Below are 18,876 nucleotides of genomic sequence, written 5' to 3' on the forward strand. Positions count from 1 at the left end.
CACAGGTCGCGAAAGGCGCGGAACACCCGGGCAGACGGGAACTTTGCCGCCGCTTGGACCACCCCCTTCAAAACCGAATGCGGTTCGGTTACTGTGGCGGCAACCGTGATCCACGACACCCCGGAGCAGAGCATGAAGCGGGAACTCTTCGACGCCGACCAGGACCTCTTCCGCGAGGCGGTGGCGGGGTTCCTCGCGCGGGAGGTCGTCCCCTTCCACGACGGGTGGGAGAAGGACGGCATCGTCCCCCGCGAGGTCTGGGCGAGGGCGGGCGAGGCGGGCCTGCTCGGGCACGGCGTCCCCGAGGAGTACGGCGGCACCGGGGTGCGGGACTACCGGTTCAACGCCGTCGTCAACGAGGAGGTGTGCCGGGCCCACGCCAGCGGGCTGGGCTTCACGCTCCAGAACGACGTCATCGCCCCCTACCTCATCAACCTCACGAACGACGAGCAGAAGCGGCGCTGGCTGCCGGGGTTCGCCTCCGGCGAGACCATCGCCGCCATCGCCATGACCGAGCCCGGGACCGGGAGCGACCTCCAGGGCATCCGCACCTCCGCGGTCCGCGACGGCGACACGTGGGTGGTCAACGGGTCCAAGACCTTCGTCACCAACGGCGTCAACGCCGACCTGGTCATCGTGGTGTGCCGGACCGACCCGGACGCGGGCGCGCAGGGCTTCTCCCTCCTCGCCGTCGAGCGCGGCGCCCCGGGCTTCGAGCGGGGCCGCAACCTCGACAAAATCGGCATGAAGGCGCAGGACACGGCCGAGCTGTTCTTCCAGGACGTGCGGGTCCCGGCCGCCGACCTCATCGGGCAGGAGGGGCAGGGGTTCATCCACCTGCTCCAGAACCTGCCGCAGGAGCGGCTGTCCATCGCCGTCTGCGCCACGGCGTCGGCGGAGTACATGCTCCAGCACACGATCGAGTACTGCCGGGAGCGCACGGCGTTCGGCCGCCCTATCGGACGGTTCCAGAACACCCGTTTCGTCCTGGCCGAGTTGGCGACCGAGGTGGACATCGCCCGTACCTACGTGGACCGGGCGGTCACGCTGCTCAACCGGGGCGAACTCACCGTCGAGGACGCCGCCATGGCCAAGTGGTGGACCACCGAGCTGTGCAACAAGGTGATGGACCGGTGCCTGCAGCTTCACGGCGGGTACGGGTACATGATGGAATACCCGGTGGCACGGGCCTGGCAGGACTCCCGCGTGCAGACGATCTACGGTGGCACCACCGAGATCATGAAGGAGATCGTGGGACGCGGTCTGGGCCTGTAAGCCGGTCAACCCCCGTTCGGAAGGGTCGAGTCGGTCATGAGCGGTGCGTGGGACGGCCTCATCGTCATGGGCCTGCTGGTCGTACTGCTGGTCATCGGCGTGCGCAAGCTGCGGCCCCGGGTGCACATCCCCTGGACCACCGGCGGGATCGTGGTCTTCTTCATCTTCCTGTGCCTGCTCCTGTGGGCCTGGTCCTGGCGCTGACGGGCCCGCGGCCGCGACGGCCCGCCCCGCCCCGGGGGCGCCCCGCGGGACGCCCCCGGCACGCCGGAGCCCGTTCTCCGGCCGCCCCGCCGGGGCCGCCGCGGGCGACGGGCGCGGACCGGGGCGGGGCACGGGTCCCGGGGAACGGCCCCTAGGCCCAGGGGTCGAAGTCGATGCCGTCGGGGAGCGCCTTGTCCAGCGCCCCTGGGAACGAGCCGTCCCGCAGGTCGAGCTGGGCGCTGCCGAAGTCGGCGGAGGTGAGGATGTCGCGGATCCCCGGCGGGTAGTGGTCCCAGCCCACCAGGTCCGGGTACTGCCAGACGCCGTAGTGGTTCTCCGGCGGGTCGTCGTGCCCGGCGGCGAACCGGAAGGCGTGGGTGGACGCGCCGTCCTTGTGGTAGACGATCTTGGGGTGGGTGCCCTCCCACAGCACCTGGTCGGCCGGGCGGGTGTCGTAGTCCCCGTGGGCCGAGGCGGACACGTAGCGGGCCTCGTCGCCGAACACCCACACCACCACGTGCTCCAGGTCGTGCCGGTGGCCGCAGCAGCCCGGCAGCACCTGGTCCTTCTCGAAGTAGAGCGCGTACATGTACGCGCACCAGCCGCTGTCGTCGCACTTGGAGCGGGAGTAGGAGTTGGTGTTGTCCAGGTCGGACCGGTCCCGGCAGTTCCCGTTGAGGGCGCCGGTGGTGTTCAGGCCCTCGGCGACGGTGCCGTCCGGGCCGATGGCGGGCGTGGAGTAGCAGCCGTCGGTGTCGTAGTCGAAGGCCGGCTGCCACCGGCCCTCCTCCGCGCCGTGGGCGGCGGGCAGCGCCGCCGGGGGCGCGGCCAGGGCGATGCCGGGGGTGATGACGACCAGGGCGGCGGCCAGGGCCAGGGCCCGGCGCGCGATGCGGGAGGGTGCGCGTGGCGGCAAGGGGGTTCTCCTCTCGGTACCCGGCACAGGGGGCGTGCCGGCGACCGGGACACCGCACGGGGGTCGTGCGATCACCCTGGGTGAACAAGCGGGGCGCGGGTGTACCCGGTCGGATTCGATGACACCAGCCGGCGCTCCCGCGCGCAACGGGGGCTGCCGAGAGTTCCCCGCGCGTTCGGAACGGGAGGGAGGAGTTCCCCGCGCGTTCGGCGCGGGGAACGTTCAGAGGCGGCCGGAGTCGATGATCCGCTGGAGGAACCTGCGCGTCCGCGGCTCGCGCGGGTCGCCCAGCACCTGTTCGGGCGGCCCCTGCTCCAGGACGCGCCCGCCCTCCAGGAAGCACACCGTGTCGGCGACCTGCCGGGCGAACCCCATCTCGTGGGTGGCGAGCAGCATGGTCATGCCGTCGTCGCGCAGCCCGCGCACCAGGTCCAGCACCTCCCCCACCAGCTCCGGGTCCAGGGCGCTGGTGATCTCGTCCAGCAGGAGCAGCCGCGGCCCGTTGACCAGCGCGCGCACGATCGCCGCACGCTGCTGCTGGCCGCCGGACAGCCGGTCGGGGTACTCCCCCGCCTTGTCCGCCAGCCCCACCCTGTCCAGCAGCTCCCGCGCCCTCTCCTCGGCCTCCCGCCGCTCGCGGCGGTGGACCCGGCGCGGGGCCAGGGTGACGTTGTCCAGCACGGTCATGTGCGGGAACAGGTTGAACGACTGGAACACCATGCCGATGCGGCGGCGCACCCGGTCGGGGTTCACCCGCGGGTCGGTGATGTGCTCGCCGTCCAGGTGAATGGTGCCGTCGGTGACCGGCTCCAGCAGGTTGGCGCACCGCAGCAGCGTGGACTTGCCCGAACCGGAGGCCCCGATGAGCACCACCACGGCGTGTTCGGGCACGTCCAGGTCCAGCCCGTCCAGGACGGTGTTCCCCCGGAACTCCTTGCGGACCCCGCGCAGGCGCAGCACCGGCGCCGGGCCCTCGATCCGGGCCTGCCTCTCCAGCTCGCTCACCGGGCCCCCTCCGCCGACTGGCGCCGCGCCGCCCGCAGCGTCACCTGGTCGGTGATCGCCACCAGCGGGATCGCCATGAGCACGAACAGCACCCCGGCGACGATGTACGGCGTGAAGTTGTAGGTCTGCGCGGTGGCGATCTGCGCGGCGCGGATCGCGTCGATGGGGCCGGCCAGCGAGATCAGGCCGACGTCCTTCTGGAGCGCCACCATGTCGTTGAGCAGCGGCGGCGACACCCGCCGCACCGCCTGGGGCAGCACCACCCAGCGCATCGCCTGCGGGTAGGTCAGCCCCAGCGAGCGGGCCGCGGAGATCTGGCTGGGGTGCACCGACTCGATCCCCGCGCGGAACACCTCGGCGATGTAGGCGCCGTAGGTGATCACCAGCGCGATCCCGCCGAGCACGAGCACGCTCGGCGTGTTCTCCAGCCGCAGGCCGGGCACCCCGAACGCCATCAGGTACAGCACGATGATGAGCGGGGCGCCCCGGAACCCGTACGTGTAGGCGGTGGCCAGGGCGCGCAGCGGGAAGAACACCGGGCCCCGCAGGGTCCGCAGCACCGCGGCGAGCAGGCCCAGGGCGAGCGCGCCCAGGGCGCAGAACACCAGCAGCCGTACGTTGAGCCAGAGCCCGGTGAGCACCGCGGGCAGGACCCGCACCGCCACCCCGGGGTCGAAGAAGGTCTCGCGGACCCGCTCCCAGCCGGGCGAGCCGACCAGGACGGTCACCAGGACGGCGCCCAGCACGGCGGTGGAGGCCGCGCCGACCAGCACGGAGCGGACGCTCTGGCGGCGGCGCAGCGCGACCCGCTCCGCCTCCAGCGGGCTGGGGACGTGTTCGCCCACGTCAGCCCAGCTCGGGGGCGTCCGCGGCCTCGGCCAGCCACTCCTGCTCCAGCTCGGCCAGGACGCCGCGCTCGCGCAGGGAGTCCACGGCGGAGCCGACGCAGTCGGTCAGCGGCGAGTCCAGGTCCAGCACCAGCCCGAACTGCTCGGCGGACTCCTCGCCCAGCGGCAGCTGCCCGACGATGACGGCGTCCTCCAGCTCGGCGGCGGTGATGTAGAACGCGGTGGGCAGGTCGAAGACGACCGCGTCCACCTGCCCGTTCTCCAGCGCCTGCTTGGCGTCGTCGTTGTTGTTGTAGACCAGCGGCTCGGCCTCGGGGTCGACCGCCTCCAGCAGGGTGTCGTAGCTGGTGGTGCCGACCTGCGCGCCGATGGTCAGCCCGGCCAGGTCGGCGGTGGAGGCCGCGTCGGCGGCCTCGGAGCCGGCCAGCGCCACGACGGCCTGGCGGACGTCGTAGTAGGGGCTGGAGAAGTCGACGGCCCGCGCCCGGTCCTCCGTGATGGAGAACTGGTTGATGTCGAAGTCGAACTCCTTGGGACCGGGCTGGATGGCGCTGTTGAACGGCACGGTCGTCCACGTGACCCGGTCGGCGCCGTAGCCGAGCTCCGCGGCCACCGCGTAGGCCACGGCCGCTTCGAAGCCCTCCCCGTTGGAGGGGTCGTCGTCGGAGAACCACGGCGGGTAGGCGGGGCTGTCGGTGCCGATGGTGAGCTCGCCCGCGGTGAGGGTGGGCAGGCCCTCGGGCGTGCACTCGACGGTGCTCCCGGCGTCGGGTGCGGCCTCCTCGGCCGGGGAGCAGGCGGTGGCCAGCAGGACGGCTCCGGCGGCGAACGCTCCGAGCGCGGACAGGGGTCGGGAGGTCATCGGCTCGCTCCACGTGAAGGGGGACGGAATGCCGTACAAATTACCTACCTGACCGGGGGTGAATCCAGGTCTTTTGCGTCACGGAACACTGCGCGAGCGCGCGGTCACGCGGTTCGGGTGTCCGGCGGCCCGCCGGACACCGCCCCGGGGCGCCCGCGCACCGCACCGCGCGAGCGGGCACCGGGCGTCCGGGGCGCCGCGGGCGCCGCCCCGGGCCCACGGCCGCTCACACGAAGGGCTCGCCGTCCTCGTCCTCCCCCTGGGGGAGCATGGGCATCTCGAACCAGACCGCCTTGCCGTCGGGGGTCGGCCGCGAACCCCAGCGGGTCGCCAGCTGCTCCACCAGGTACAGGCCCCGGCCGCCCTCGTCGTCCGCGGCGGCGCTGCGGATGCGGGGCAGCCGCAGGTCGTGGTCGAAGACCTCGACCCACACCCGCGAGGCCCCCTTGCGCAGGCGGAGCAGGAACTCCTTGTCGTCGTCCTCCGCGTCCGCCTCGTCGGCCTCGGCGACCTCGTCCAGCAGGTCGCTCCAGTCCTCGTCGAACTCGTCGAAGGAGGGGGTCCCGTCGAAGGGCGTCTCGGAGTCGCGCACGCCGGTGTCGGTGAACTCCCGGTGCACCGGGTGCGGGGTGGCGTGGATGACGACGTTGGTGACGATCTCCGAGACCAGCAGGCAGGCCAGCTCCGCCTGGTCCCGGTCCATCCCCCACTCCTTGAAGGTGTTGGCCGCCAGGTGGCGGGCCTCGCCCACGGTGGAGGCCTCGGAGGGGAACCAGCCCTCGCGCAGCGCCAGCTCGTCGGAGTCGGTGCGCACGACCAGCAGCGCGGTGTCGTCGTCCAGCTCTCCCGGAACGCTGTGCACCGCCGCCTCGGCGATCTGGACGACGTCCTTGTCGGCGACCTCGGAGACCCGTTCGGTGAGCCGGTCGAAGGCCCGCTCGGGGTCGCGCCCGCCGCCGATGGGGGTGCGGTCGACCAGGCCGTCGGTGTACAGCAGCAGGGTGGCCCCGGTGGGCAGCCGCAGCTCGGCCTGGTGGTAGACCACGTCCTCGCCCGCGCCGCCCTTGACCCGGGTGCCGAGCATGCGGTCGTGGACCTCCAGCTCCAGCGCCTGGGCGGAGTCCGAGGTGATGAGCAGGGGGGCGGCGTGTCCGGCGTTGGCGTAGGACAGCTCGCGCGACCAGGCGTCGTAGACCATGTACAGACAGCTGACGCTCGGGATCAGGGTGCCGCCGTCGCCGTCGGGGCGGCCCAGGCGGCGCACCCACTCGTCGAGTTCGCGCAGGATGTCGGCGGGTTCGCGGTCGGCCTGGGCGAAGGCCCGCAGGGCGGCCCGCAGCTGGCCCATGACGGCGGCGGCGTGCGGGCCGCGGCCCTCGACGTCGCCGATGACCAGGCCCACCCGCCCGGCGGAGAGCGGGATCACGTCGTAGAAGTCGCCGCCCACCTGGGTCTGGATGCCGTGGCCGTGCGCCTGGGTCGGCCCGGCGGGCAGGTAGCGGGAGGCGATGGTGAGCCCGTCCTGCGGCGGGAAGTCGCTGGGCAGCAGGCTGTTCTGGAAGGCCAGGGCGGTGCTGCGCTCCTCCTCGAACAGGCGGGCGTTGTCGATGGCCAGGGCGACGCGGGAGGCGATGGCGCCGACGAGGTCGCGGTCGAAGCCGCCGTAGGTGCTCTTCTGGCGCGGGGACAGCCCGGACAGGGCCAGGGTGAGCACGCCCAGCACCTCGCCGCGGGCGCGCAGCGGGGCGGCGATCGCGGAGGTGACCCCGACCTGGCGGGAGACGCGGTCGGAGCGGTCGTTGGGGGAGTTCTCGAAGAGGTAGTCGCCGCTGACGACCGTCTCCAGGCGGCGCAGCGCCTGGGTCACGAAGTGGCGTTCGGGGTAGCGGACCTCCTCCCCGACGTCGAACCAGCTCCGCGGCGGGGGCGTCCAGCCCTCGGCGTGCACGGAGACCCGTCTGACCAGCCGGTCGCGCTCGTAGAGGTCGATGAAGCAGTGGTCGGCGAACTGCGGCACCAGGATCCCGGCGACCCCGCGCACCGTGGAGTCGAACTCCAGGGAGCTGGCCAGCCGGCTGCCGATCCGCTCCAGCAGCCCGTACTGCTCCTCGACCCGGCCGCTGCGCAGCGCCTCGCGGGCGATGAGGGTGATCCCGTCGATCTCGCCGTCGTCGTCGCGCATGGGCACGGCCTGGGCGCGGACGTGGATCCAGGTGGAATCGCCCTTGAGGACCGCGAACGTGCCCTCCCAGGGCTCGCCGCGCAGGACGCGGCGGGCCAGCTGGGAGGCGTGTTCGCGGTCGGACTCGTGGATGCCGATGTCGAGCAGGGAGAGGCCGACGTAGTCGCGGCCCCCCACGAAGCCGAAGAGTTCGCGTGCGAAGGGGTTCCAGTAGCGCAGCAGGCTGAACCGGTCGATGACGACGATGGCGATCTGCGCCCGGTCCACGACGGCGGCCGTGGCGAGCGCGTCGCCTTCGCGGAAGGGCTCACCCCACCGTGTCATCTAGCCGCCACCTCGCCGTCATGAACTGCAAGCATGCCCGCCCCGGGTCACCCGAACGACCGCACCTTGCAGCGAGCGTAGCAACACCGTCAACGTTCTCGCAGCGCAATGTGACAATCCTGATGAGCAACGGATCCCCGTCGTCACGGCTTGGCGACGAAGATGTGCCCGGCGATCGCCGAGGTGAGGTCGGTGCCCCCGCCGTCCTCGGCCAGCACCCGGACGCCCTCGTCGGTGGCGCGCAGCACGACCTCGCGCTCGGGCTGCACCCCCGCCTCGCGCAGGGTCCGCATGATGTCGGCGTCGGACTGGATCTGCTCGCTGATCCGGCGCACGGTGACGGTGGTGTCCGGTCCCGACGCGACGTCGACCATCGGCACGATGGACTCGTCGGTGAAGGGCTCGGGCGAGTAGTCGTCCAGGCCCAGCTCGTCGAGCGCCGGGATGGGGTTGCCGTGCGGGCACACCGAGGGCGCGTTGAGCAGCGTCACCAGGCGCTCCTCCACGGCCTCGGAGATGACGTGCTCCCAGCGGCAGGCCTCGATGTGGACGTCCTCCCAGGGCAGCCCGATGACGTCGACCAGCAGCCGCTCCGCGAGCCGGTGCTTGCGCATGACGTGGGTGGCCAGCCTGCGGCCCTCGGCGGTCATGACCAGGTGCCGGTCGTTCTCGACCCGCAGCAGGCCGTCGCGCTCCATGCGGGCCACGGTCTGGCTGACGGTCGGGCCGCTCTGGTGCAGTCGCTCGGCGATCCGCGCCCGAAGGGGGACGATGCCCTCCTCTTCGAGCTCGAAAACCGTCCGGAGGTACATCTCCGTGGTGTCGATCAGCCCGTGTGCGGTCAAGACTCCCCTCCCATGACTCTGCGCCCGGCGCGCGGTCACGGCGGGCACGGCAGGTCTCTCACAACACGGGCCGGGGCGGTGCGATTCCCGGGAGCCGAGTGGGGACCGGGGTGTCCGCACGACCGCGGGAGCGACCACCGATACCGCAAGCATATCGTGACGGCAAGGACCCGGAATTCCATGGCCTCCCGGCCCTTGGACCCTACCCCGCCGCGCTCCCGCGCGCTCCGCTCCGCGACCCGCGCGGACCCCGCCCGCGCGGGTCCGGGCCGCCGGCGCCCGCGGGGCCGCCCGGGGCCCGCGGATGTGACCGATACCGCTCCGGGGGCGCCCGCGGCGCTCCCCCGCCGGGCCGGTCGGGTCAGGGCGCGAGGCGGGCGATGTCCCAGGTGTCGTCGGCGCCGCGCAGGTAGCGGAAGCGGTCGTGCATGCGGTCGGCGCCGCCCTGCCAGAACTCGACCTCGCCCGGGACCAGCCGGAACCCGCCCCAGTAGGCCGGGCGGGGGATCTCGGCGTCGCCCTGCCAGACCTCCTCGAACCCCCGGTACAGGCGGTCCAGCTCGTCGCGGTCGGCGACCGGCTGCGACTGGCGCTCGCTGGCCCAGGCTCCCAGGCGGGAGCCGCGCGGGCGGGACGCGAAGTAGCGGTCGTTCTCTGCGTCGCCCAGGCGCTCCACCCGGCCCGCGACGAGCACCTGGCGCCGGACGGGGTGCCAGGGGAAGACGACGCTCGCCCGGGGGTCGGCGGCCAGCGCGACGCCCTTGCGGGAGGTGTAGTTGGTGAAGAAGCGCAGACCCCTGCGGTCGTAGCCCTTCATCAGCACCGTGCGGGCCCGCGGCATGCCGTCGGGCTCCGCGGAGGCCAGCACCATCGCGTTGGGCTCGGCCAGGCCCGCCTCGCGGGCCTCTTCGAACCACAGGTGGAACTGGGTCATCGGGTGCGCCGCGAGGTCGGCGCGGCGCAGGGGCGCACCCGGGTACGGTTCGCGCAGCTCGGCGGGGTCTGTACGGTCCACAGGGGGCATCTTCTCTCGCCGGGGCCGCCCGCGCCACCCGCCCCCGGCGCCGCGCGCGTCACACGCACCCCGGACCGGGATCGACCTCGGACGGACTGATCTCCCCGCAGGCCGCTATGACGTGCTGGTGCTCCCCGTTCTCCCCCCTGGGCCCGACGACGACGAGCTGCACCATGCGGTCGTCGTACCAGTTGCCCTCGGCGGGTTCCCCGAACTCGATGCGCCCGGAGACCGCGGACAGCCCCGACGTGCCCTGCACGTGCTGCACGAGGGCGTCGCGCTCGGCCTCGTAGGCAGGGTCGTCGGCCAGGAACCGCGGAGCGCCGTCGGCGGGGGCCGGGCGGTCGACGTCGGACAGCGCCCGGGTGAACACGGTGAGGGCGTCGGCGGCGAGCACGGCGTGCGCGATCGAGGGGAGGCCCTCGTCGCCGTCCGCGGCGGGCGTCTCCCCGCCCCCCTCCTCGGCGCCGTCTCCGTACAGCGCCTCCTCCAGCTTCGCGGCCTGGGGGTAGAAGCTCCGCTCCTCCAGGCCGGTGAAGGCCCAGCTGCCGCTGGCGGCCAGCGGCGTGTAGAAGACGGGGTACCCGGGGGCCTGGCTGATGCGCTCGGCCTCGTCGGTGACGTACTTGGCGATGTCGTCCCCGCCGAGCACGGTCACCTCGTCGTCCACACAGCTCCCCTCCATCTGCAGCTGCTGGTGGAACTTCTCGAAGTCGGTGGAGCGCCCCGCGAAATAGATGAGGTCGGGCGGCTCCTGTTCGCACACCCGCTTCAGGTGCGCGGCCATCGCCGGCTGGTCCTGGTAGAGCAGCACGCCGGGAACACCCGTCCCCTCGGGCGGGACGGAGCCGTCGGCGGCCTCCCAGGGCTTCCCGCGCCGCAGCGTGAACTCCTCCATGAACCGCTCCGCCAGGTGCGGACCGTAGCTCTCCCCCTCCCGGTCGTCGGCGATGACCACGGCGGTCTCCACCGGGTCGAAGCGCGGTCTCGGCTCCCCCTCCGCCAGCCCCTCCCCGTCCCACGTCGCCCCCCTGACCGCCCATGCGGCGGCCTGCGCGGCGATCCGCGAGTTGGACGGGGCCAGCGGGAAGAAGTACTGGCCGTACTTGCCCGACTTCTCCCGGGCGATGTGGTCGAAGGTCGCGGTGGTGCCGAGGACCGGGATGCGCGCGGCGCCCAGCACCCGGATCGCCTCGGTGGTGCCCTGGAGGCTCTGTCCGAACCCGACCGCGGCGATCGGCCGGTCCATCCGGTCGCGGGTGCGGCCGGCGCGGGTGACGACCATCCGCGCCGCCTCCTCGGCGTGGGACCAGCCCTCTCCGGCGCCCACCAGCAGGACCTTGATCCGGGGCAGGGAACCGCCGGCCGACCTGTTGTGCTCGGCCTGGCGGAGGGCGATGCCGAGCAGCTCGCCCTGCACCCCGGCCAGGGTGAGGTCGGACTCGGCGGTCGTGGTGAGCGCGCCGAAGTAGGCGACGGTCACGTACGGGGTTCCCCGCGGGGCGGCGTCGACGGCCTCGTTCTGGTCCCTGATGCGCCGGGTGACCTCGGCCAGGCGCGGATGGAACTCGAACCCTCCGAAGGTGACGCCGTAGCAGTCCTTGCCGTCGTGTTCGATGCCGATCGGCTCCCACAGCCAGTTCTGGACGCAGGGGTTGAACGGTTTCATCGCGATGGGTCCGAGCGCCCAGGCGAGGGGGAGGGCGAGCACGAGGACGAGGCTCGTGCCGGCGGTCCAGCGGCGGGCGAGTGCCGCCGCGGTGAGCACGGTCCGGTCGGCCGGGCCGTGGGCGGCGGGGTCGGCGGGGACCCGGGGAACGGCGAGCCGCAGGGTGCGGGAGACGCCCAGGACCCCGGCGGCGTGGCGGGCCCGCCCCCACAGGGACACCTCCGCCTGGCGGTCGGTGGTCTCGGTGCCCGGCAGGGACGGGTAGCGGGTGACGTCGACGGCCGAGGGGACGGCGGAGGGCGTCTCGGGTCCTCGGACCTGGACGATGAGCAGGGGGTCGGGCAGGGCACGGCGCACCCGCTCGTCCTCGATGAGACGGACGAGGTAGCGGCCGACCCGGTCCAGGCGGTCCTGGTCGACCAGTAGCACGGGGCGCAGGGTGCGGCCCCGGACCGGCCTCAGGGGCCGGTGGACGCCGCCGTGGGTGTCGGCGAGGTCGTCCAGCAGGGCGTTGACGGCGAGCCGGTGGACGGCGGGCAGGGGCCCGTACTCGCGCGCGCCGGCGGAGGGCGCGGGGTGCGGGGCGGTGGCGGCGGCCGGGGGCTCCTGCGGCTCCTTCGGGGGGAGCAGGAGCACCTGTTCCCACCAGGCACGCGGCGGGGCCGACGCGGGCGGGGCGGCGGGGGGCGGCGGGTCCTCGTCCCTGTGCAGCCCGCCCACCCGCCCGGCCTCGCGCTTGAGCAGGTTGAGGACGTGGATACCGCGGTCGCGGTGCCCGCGCAGGTCCACCCTCTCCTCGTAGTCGGCGTGGTCGTCGAGCCACCGGTAGGCACGCCAGGGCAGGATGAGGAAGGGGGCCAGCGAGGCGTACACGACGAGCAGCAGGAGCGCGGACGCCCCGGCGATCCAGGTGTTCACCCCCTGGAGCGTCGGACCGACCAGCGTGTCCAGGCCCAGGGCCGTGGCCAGTCCGAACGCGCCCAGCAGGGGCGGCACGACCGCGCCCAGGACGCCGATGACGAAGGAGACCGGGGTGAGCAGCACCGCGTCCAGACGGCCGAAGGTGATGCGGGTGCCCAGTCCGGCGAGCCGGATGGCGCTCTCCCGGGCGATCCGCACGTAGGCGGCGAGCCAGCGCGGGACCGCGCGGTGCCTCTCACGGCGCGAGGCCGCGCGCAGGCGGCTCAGCGCGGCCACCACGTGGATCTGGGTGCGGCGGTCGGTGTCGAGTTCGAGGTCGCCCTGGCCGGCGACGCTGCCGCGCATCGCCTCGTGGATGGCGCGGCGGTCGCAGGCGCGCAGGCGCAGCAGGGAGCGCAGGCGCGCGAACCGGGGCGGGGGCGGCGCGGTGAGGTTGCCCTCGACCGGGGGGAAGGCGTCGTCGGCGTCGCGCAGGAGCCGCTCCACCAGGTCGTACAGCTCGTCGGTGGTGGCCCACGGCTCCTGGGCGCCGGCGTCCGGCACCGCGGCGGGGTCCGGCGGGGCGGGGCCGGAGGCGACGGGCAGCCGCAGCGGAGGCTGGTTGCCGCAGCGCTCCACCAGGGCGTCCAGCAGGGCGCCGCGGCCGGCGGGGTCGTCCAGGACGAGGTCGAGGGCGGGCGGCGGCTCGGCGAGGTCGCCGCGCTGGACGCCGTCGCGCACGCGCACCGGGCGGCGGCGGGCGGCGCGCCGCTCCATCCGGGCCTGGCGGCGCCGGTGCCCGGGGCCGGGGCGCCTGCGCAGGGCGTCGAAGACGGCGAGGAGGCGCCGTTCACCGTACCGGTCCGCGGCCCCGGTGCGGTCGGCTTCCCCGGGGGCGGCGGTGGGTCCGGTGGGATCGGGCACGCGCGGATACCTCTCAGCGGTGATCGTGTGTCTGCGGTCGCTCCCCCCGAAGCGCACTCATTAGACAACAGGGGACACCCGCATTTCACTCGATTAGACCTAATCGTCACCGTCCCGTACCGGCCACCTCCGGGGGGTTGTGTTCCGTTTTGTCCTCACTCACGTTTTTTCGCGCGCGTGAATAACACCCCTGACCGGCGGCATCACCGCCGTCACCACTACCCTGGGGTCCGTGACCGAGATCCAGATTCCCGCGAACCTCCTGCCCGCCGACGGCCGATTCGGCAGCGGCCCCTCCAAAGTCCGCCCGGCCCAGCTGGAGGCGCTGGCCTCCTCCGGGCCCCGCTACCTGGGGACCTCGCACCGGAAGAAGCCCGTGAAGTCCCTGGTCTCCCGGGTCCGCTCGGGGGTCGCCGACCTCTTCTCCCTGCCCGAGGGGTACGAGGTCGTCCTCGGCAACGGCGGCACCACCGCCTTCTGGGACATCGCCGCGCACGGCCTGCTGCGCGAGAAGTCCCAGCACCTGTCGTTCGGCGAGTTCTCCGGCAAGTTCGCGAAGGTCGCCCAGGGCGCCCCCTGGCTGGCGGAGCCGACCGTCCTGAAGACCGAGCCCGGCTCGCACGGCGAGGCCGTCGCCGAGGCCGGTGTGGACGCCTACGCGCTCACCCACAACGAGACCTCGACCGGTGTGGCCGCGCCCATCGCGCGGGTGGCCGGGGCCGACGGGGACGCCCTGGTGCTGGTCGACGCCACCAGCGGCGCCGGCGGCCTGCCGGTGGACATCGCGCAGACCGACGTCTACTACTTCGCCCCGCAGAAGAGCTTCGCGGCCGACGGCGGCCTGTGGCTGGCCGTCATGTCGCCCCGCGCACTGGCCCGGGTCGAGGAGATCGCCGCGAGCGGCCGGTACATCCCCGAGTTCTTCTCGCTCACCACCGCCGTGGACAACTCCCGCAAGGACCAGACCTACAACACCCCGGCCGTGGCCACCCTGCTGCTCCTGGCCGAGCAGCTGGAGTGGATCAACGGGCAGGGCGGGCTGGACTGGTCGGTGGCGCGCACCGCCGAGTCCTCCTCGATCCTGTACACGTGGGCCGAGAAGTCAGCGGTCGCGACGCCGTTCGTCACCGACCCGGCCAAGCGCTCCCAGGTCGTGGCGACCATCGACTTCGACGCGGGCGTGGACGCCGCGGCCGTCGCCGCGGTGCTGCGGGCCAACGGGGTCGTGGACACCGAGCCGTACCGCAAGCTGGGCCGCAACCAGCTGCGCGTGGCGACGTTCCCCGCCGTCGAGCCCGCCGACGTGCAGGCCCTGACCGGCTGCATCGACTACGTGCTCACGCAGCTCTCCTGAGCCGTTCAGGCGCCGTCCCCCTCCCGGCCGCGCCGCGCTCCCGTGAAGGGGCAGAATGGAGGCCGGTCCGCTCCGCGCGGGCCGGCCTCCCCTTTTCTCCTTCTTCCGGACTTCCAGGACGGGTCGACTGTGCGCAGGAACAAGTTGGATTCCCCCATCAAGATCATCTCCCACCGGGGTGCGTCGGGGCACCGGCCCGAGCACACCCTGGCCTCCTACGAGCTGGGCGCCCGGCACGGCGGCGACTTCATCGAGGTCGACCTGGTCGCCACCTCCGACGGGCGGCTGATCTGCCGGCACGAGGCGGAGATCGGCGGGACCACCGACGTGGCCGACCGCCCGGAGTTCGCCGACCGGCGCACCACCCGGACCGTCGACGGCCGGGAGACCACGGGGTTCTTCGCCCAGGACTTCACCCTGGAGGAGATCAAGTCGCTGCGCGCCAAGGAGCGCCTCCGGGACGTGCGCACCATGAACGCCCTGATGGACGGCGCCTACGAGGTCCCGACCCTGGAGGAGGTCATCGCCCTGGCGCTCTCCCTCACCGCGGAGCTGAAGCGGCCGGTCGGGATCTACCCCGAGACCAAGCACCCCTCCTACCACGCCTCCCAGGGCCTGGAGCTGGAGCCGCCGCTGATCGCCGCGCTCAAGGCGGCGGGGCTGACCGGCCCGGAGCCGCGGGTGCCGGTGTTCCTCCAGTCGTTCGAGGCCGAGAGCCTGCGCAAGCTCGCCGAGACGGAGCTGCCGCTGATCTTCCTCCTGGGCACCGAGGAGCACTGGCTGCACTACACCACGCCGGACGGACTGGCGGAGGTGGCGTCGTTCGCGCACGGGATCGGCCCCGCCAAGGCGCTGATCGCGCCGGTCGGCGACGACGGGGACTTCACCGAGCCGACCCCGCTGGTGGACGACGCGCACGAGGCGGGGCTGCTGGTGCACCCGTACACGTTCCGCAGCGAGAACCACTTCCTGCCCCCGGCGCTGCGCTCGGACGGCGGACCGGGCGACTACGGCTCGTTCGCGGCGGAGTACGAGCTGTTCTTCGAGCTGGGCGTGGACGGGGTGTTCACGGACTTCTCGCGGCACGCGTTCCTGGTGCGCGAGCACTACCTGGACGCCGGCCGGGCCGCACAGAACGGCCAGGGCCCCAAGAAGGACGGCTGAGCGGCGCCCCGCCCGGCGGGGGATTCGGGCAGGGCCCGCCCGGACCGCCCGCCCGCGGCGGGCGGGGCACCCCGCGGGCCGACCGGAGGAGGTCCGGACGGGACCCCTCCCGGGACCGCCCGCTCACCCGCGGCGGGCGAGCAGGACGATGCCGCCGATCAGCAGGGCGGCCACCAGGCCGCCGCCCGCGATGAACGGGACCGCGCTCCCCCGCTCCGTTCCACGGCCGCGGACGCGCAATGCGGGGAAGGGCACCGGAACGGGCGGGGAAAGGGCGGGGATTCGCGCGGCTCCGTCCGGGCGGCGACCGGGAGTCGCCGGCCGCGGCGGAAAGGCTCAGGCCCTCCGACACCCCTTTTCCGCCGCGGCGGCCGGCCTCACTGCATATCGCCCGGTCCAGCCGCGAGGTGGATGTGGTCGTAGTGGTTCTGCGTGGGACTTCCGCGGTCGCCCATCGGCCGGCTCACCTGCAGCCAGTCCCCGTCTCCCACCGGGTCGAACTGCGCGTTCCAGATGCGCTGCTCGTAGATCATCCCCTTGATGCGGAGCCGGTCCTTGTTCTTGATGACGTATTTGATGACCTGAAGGGCCATGGCGTGGTTCCCCGGAGTGGGGTAACCGCCCAGCGGCGCCACCATGTAGTCGATCGCCATGCCCGAACCGTGGTCGCTTCCCGCTTCGTTCCGGTAGCCGCCGGCGGAGAGGTAGAAGGCGCCGAATTTGTCGTTCAGGTCGTCGTGGACCGCGCACATGTCCGAGTGCAGCTGACCGAGGTTCGCGCAGGGGACCATGGCCCCGCCGCCGGTCGGGCCGCCCGGCTGCACGTGCAGGGAGTCGTAATGCTCCTTGCGCTCCATCACCGCGTTGACGTATTCACCGGAATTGTTGTACCCCCTGATGGCCCGACGCATTTTCTCGTCGGTCGTCAGGTCGTTCCCACCGCTTCTGCACAGGTGCACCACGGCCGCCGCCGCGGCGTCGAAGATATTGTGCGGGTCCTTCTCTCCGTTGCCGTCCCCGTCCTGGCCGTATATCGCCCAGGAGCCGGGGATGAACTGCATCGGGCCGACCGCGCGGTCGTACTCCTCGTCGCCGTCCATCTCCCCGTCGTCGGTGTCCAGGATCTCGGCGGTGTCCCCGCTGCCGTCGAGCTGCACCCCGATGATCTCGGGGCGGACGTTGCCCTCGTCGTCGACCTCGGCGCCCTCGTACGTGCCGTGCTTGCTCTCCACATAACCGATCCCGGCCACCAGCGACCAGGTCATGCCCTCGCACCCGGAGGACAGCTCGCCGGCGCTGGCCGCCGCGGCGGCGTAGGCGAGCAGGACGGCGTCGGGGATGCCGGGCACGGAGTCCGGGAACTCGGAGAACGACCCGTTGTCCTCCTCGACGATCACACTGACCAGCAGCAGGACGAAGACCAGGATGAAGGCGATCAGGGCCAGGGGAATGTAAAGCAGTGTCTTCACCTGCGCAGACTCCCCGGCGACTCTATCGGGTCCGGCTTTCCGCGTTTCTCCTCACGGCGCACAGGTCGACCCTTTCATGATTGCAAACACGTCCTGAATGTAGTATGTGTAGGCGCCGTAACTCAGGATCACGTCCATCAAGGAAAGCGGTCCCGCCTTGTCCGAACCCTATAACCCCTGGACAACACCCGATCAGGATGACGCGGAGGCGGCACGAAAGGCCACTGCCCGAGAATCCGGCCAGGCGGATGATACTCATACCACGATCACCGGACCGTCTTTCCCCCACCCCGGCGTCCGGGCACCGGAGGGGAGGGGCCTCCCACTCCGGAATTTTTCGGAAAACCCCAGCGTGTGGTGGGTGGGAACGCACGGGGGGTCGGGGGAGAGCACTTTCGCGACACTGCTCTCCGAGTCGCTTGAGAGTCACCACACATGGCCACAATCGGCCAGTCCTCCGCCCGGGGGAATTCCTGTGGTATTGACGGCAAGGACCAGTTTTCACGGCCTGGAGTCCGCCCGGTCCGCCCTCACGCAATGGGCCGCCGGCGCTGTTCCCGGGGTGGAACTCCTGGGCCTCGCCCTGGTGTCCGACGCACCCGGTAAGCTTCCGAAACCCCTGAAGGACTTCGCGCATCTAGTAGAAGGGGGAGCCCCCCGCACCTGGCGCGTCCCCTGGATAGAACAATGGCGGACCGATCCGCCCACCGCACCAGATCAGCGCGGCATGCCCACTGAACTGCGGAAACTCATAAAAAGCGTGCAAGCCCTGATCCTGAAACGCTAGAGAAAAGACCGAAGACCCGATGAACGAAGCAGTTGTCTTCGCAGCTGACGCAACGTCCCTCCTCCAACCCCTCGCACTCGGCATCGACGAGGTCACCAGCCAGGCGCCCCCCGGGCTGGACGGCGGTTTCCTCACCATCCTGGGATGGGCCAAGTGGGTCGCCCTGGCGGTCTGCGTCCTCGGCCTCATCGTCGCCGGCGCTGTGATGGCCATCCAGTCCCGGCGGGGTGAGGGCGGCGAGCACATGAGCAAGATCGGCATGGTCCTCGCCGGTGTCATCGTCATCTCGGGCGCGACGAGCCTCGTCTCGTTCCTGGTGAGCTGATCGCGGAGAAGCACAGACGATGAGCGACGAGAACCCCTTCAGCCGGCCCTCCTTCATCTTCTCCGCGGGATTTCTCGCCGCGCTCGTGCTCTCCGGGGTCCTGATCGCCGTCTGGCCGGACGACGAGGCGGAAGGGGGCCCGGCCCCCGACGCCGCCCCGGCCTCCTCCGGGCCCGGGGCGACCCCCTCCCCCGAGGAGGCACCGGCCTCCCCGGACGACCGGGACAGTGTGTGCGGGCTGGAGGCGCACACCGCCGAGTTCGACATGCTCCTGCCCCTGCTCGACACCACCTGGACCTCGATCGGCGGCATGCGCGCTCCGCAGACGGCGGAGCACGGACCCGGCGTGGTCGAGGACGGAGGGGTGCGCCACTGCTACTCGCGCACCCCCGAGGGGGCCGCGCTCGCCACCGGCAACTTCCTGGCCCTGGCCAACGCCGGGGGCGACCGCATGGGCTCCCGGTGGGAGCTGATCGTGGCCCCGGGGCCGGGACGCGGCGCCTTCATCGCGGAGATGGAGGCCGCCCCGGAGTCGGAGGAGGGCGTGGGGGGGCAGATCGCCGCAGCCAAGGTCGTCTCCTACTCCGAGGACGAGGCCCGCATCAGCCTCGCCCTGATGGCCCCCGACTCCGTGTACGCGAGCATGACCTTCGACCTCGTGTGGGTGGAGGGGGACTGGAAGGTCGTGGTCGACGAGAGCGGAGAGAGCGACCCCCTTTTCACCGTCCTGGAGGATCTGGGCGGTTACACACCTTGGGCGGCGATCTAATTGTGCGGAATCAATATCGCATGTCACTTCGACAACGCG

17 protein-coding genes are annotated in these 18,876 nt (G+C 72.4%); 7 read left to right on the plus strand and 10 right to left on the minus strand.

Annotation, left to right across the window (positions count from 1 at the left end; genetic code table 11):
- Positions 1-132: 132 nt before the first annotated feature.
- Both BUE45_RS08525 and BUE45_RS32435 read left to right on the plus strand, forming a co-directional pair.
- Positions 133-1,275 (plus strand): acyl-CoA dehydrogenase family protein, encoded by a 1,143-nt coding sequence (locus BUE45_RS08525; RefSeq protein WP_073377497.1) that lies wholly within the window; start codon positions 133-135, stop codon positions 1,273-1,275.
- Between the two features lie 36 nt (positions 1,276-1,311).
- Positions 1,312-1,479 carry a hypothetical protein gene (locus BUE45_RS32435; protein ID WP_178378480.1) on the plus strand — a complete coding sequence of 56 codons (168 nt, stop codon included), beginning with the start codon at positions 1,312-1,314 and terminating at the stop codon, positions 1,477-1,479.
- A gap of 151 nt (positions 1,480-1,630) precedes the next feature.
- Here the strand turns inward: BUE45_RS32435 and BUE45_RS08530 are convergent, their stop codons facing one another.
- The 8 genes from BUE45_RS08530 to BUE45_RS32440 all read right to left on the minus strand — a co-directional run bounded on the left by BUE45_RS08530 (position 1,631) and on the right by BUE45_RS32440 (position 12,969).
- Positions 1,631-2,395, minus strand: a complete 765-nt coding sequence (locus tag BUE45_RS08530; protein ID WP_073377211.1) for an NPP1 family protein — start codon at positions 2,393-2,395, stop codon at positions 1,631-1,633.
- Positions 2,396-2,617: 222 nt separating this feature from the next.
- Entirely contained in the window at positions 2,618-3,400 is a 783-nt protein-coding gene (locus BUE45_RS08535; RefSeq protein WP_084737032.1) for an amino acid ABC transporter ATP-binding protein, read from the minus strand.
- On the minus strand, positions 3,397-4,245 hold the full coding sequence (locus tag BUE45_RS08540) for an amino acid ABC transporter permease (protein ID WP_073377213.1): 849 nt from the start codon (positions 4,243-4,245) through the stop codon (positions 3,397-3,399). Before BUE45_RS08540 ends, BUE45_RS08535 begins: the two co-directional genes overlap by 4 nt.
- Before the next feature lies 1 nt (position 4,246).
- On the minus strand, positions 4,247-5,110 hold the full coding sequence (locus BUE45_RS08545; protein ID WP_073377215.1) for an ABC transporter substrate-binding protein: 864 nt from the start codon (positions 5,108-5,110) through the stop codon (positions 4,247-4,249).
- 226 nt (positions 5,111-5,336) lie between these two features.
- Complete coding sequence (locus BUE45_RS08550; RefSeq protein ID WP_073377217.1) at positions 5,337-7,616, minus strand: SpoIIE family protein phosphatase; 2,280 nt, start codon at positions 7,614-7,616, stop codon at positions 5,337-5,339.
- A 143-nt stretch (positions 7,617-7,759) separates the two neighbouring features.
- Positions 7,760-8,461, minus strand: a complete 702-nt coding sequence (locus BUE45_RS08555) for an iron-dependent transcriptional repressor DtxR (protein ID WP_073377219.1) — start codon at positions 8,459-8,461, stop codon at positions 7,760-7,762.
- 361 nt (positions 8,462-8,822) lie between these two features.
- The gene (gene pdxH, locus BUE45_RS08560) at positions 8,823-9,476 is read right to left on the minus strand and encodes a pyridoxamine 5'-phosphate oxidase (RefSeq protein WP_073377221.1); all 654 of its coding nucleotides are present in this window, start codon (positions 9,474-9,476) and stop codon (positions 8,823-8,825) included.
- Between the two features lie 58 nt (positions 9,477-9,534).
- On the minus strand, positions 9,535-12,969 hold the full coding sequence (locus tag BUE45_RS32440; protein WP_073377223.1) for a hypothetical protein: 3,435 nt from the start codon (positions 12,967-12,969) through the stop codon (positions 9,535-9,537).
- A gap of 232 nt (positions 12,970-13,201) precedes the next feature.
- On the opposite strand from BUE45_RS32440, the gene serC reads away from it, so the two are divergent.
- Together serC and BUE45_RS08575 are read left to right on the plus strand one after the other, a co-directional pair.
- Positions 13,202-14,323: a phosphoserine transaminase gene (gene serC / locus BUE45_RS08570; protein WP_073377225.1), complete on the plus strand. Its 1,122-nt coding sequence runs from the start codon at positions 13,202-13,204 to the stop codon at positions 14,321-14,323.
- A gap of 129 nt (positions 14,324-14,452) precedes the next feature.
- Positions 14,453-15,487: a glycerophosphodiester phosphodiesterase family protein gene (locus BUE45_RS08575; protein WP_073377228.1), complete on the plus strand. Its 1,035-nt coding sequence runs from the start codon at positions 14,453-14,455 to the stop codon at positions 15,485-15,487.
- A 123-nt stretch (positions 15,488-15,610) separates the two neighbouring features.
- Here the strand turns inward: BUE45_RS08575 and BUE45_RS33770 are convergent, their stop codons facing one another.
- Complete coding sequence (locus tag BUE45_RS33770) at positions 15,611-15,742, minus strand: hypothetical protein (protein ID WP_281256333.1); 132 nt, start codon at positions 15,740-15,742, stop codon at positions 15,611-15,613.
- Positions 15,743-15,864: 122 nt separating this feature from the next.
- Positions 15,865-16,956 carry a lytic transglycosylase domain-containing protein gene (locus BUE45_RS08580; RefSeq protein WP_073377230.1) on the minus strand — a complete coding sequence of 364 codons (1,092 nt, stop codon included), beginning with the start codon at positions 16,954-16,956 and terminating at the stop codon, positions 15,865-15,867.
- 361 nt (positions 16,957-17,317) lie between these two features.
- Here BUE45_RS08580 and BUE45_RS34060 point away from each other — a divergent pair, with 361 nt between their 5' ends.
- Genes BUE45_RS34060 through BUE45_RS08595 form a run of 3 tightly spaced genes read left to right on the plus strand, consistent with a single transcriptional unit; the run spans position 17,318 to position 18,837 of the window.
- Positions 17,318-17,743, plus strand: a complete 426-nt coding sequence (locus tag BUE45_RS34060) for a DUF6668 family protein (protein ID WP_394328511.1) — start codon at positions 17,318-17,320, stop codon at positions 17,741-17,743.
- A 19-nt stretch (positions 17,744-17,762) separates the two neighbouring features.
- Entirely contained in the window at positions 17,763-18,068 is a 306-nt protein-coding gene (locus tag BUE45_RS08590; protein ID WP_073377232.1) for a hypothetical protein, read from the plus strand.
- A 19-nt stretch (positions 18,069-18,087) separates the two neighbouring features.
- Entirely contained in the window at positions 18,088-18,837 is a 750-nt protein-coding gene (locus BUE45_RS08595) for a DUF8175 domain-containg protein (protein WP_073377234.1), read from the plus strand.
- Positions 18,838-18,876: the final 39 nt, after the last annotated feature.

It is taken from the genome of Nocardiopsis flavescens (genome assembly GCF_900141985.1).
In the GTDB taxonomy this organism is placed as follows: domain Bacteria; phylum Actinomycetota; class Actinomycetes; order Streptosporangiales; family Streptosporangiaceae; genus Nocardiopsis; species Nocardiopsis flavescens.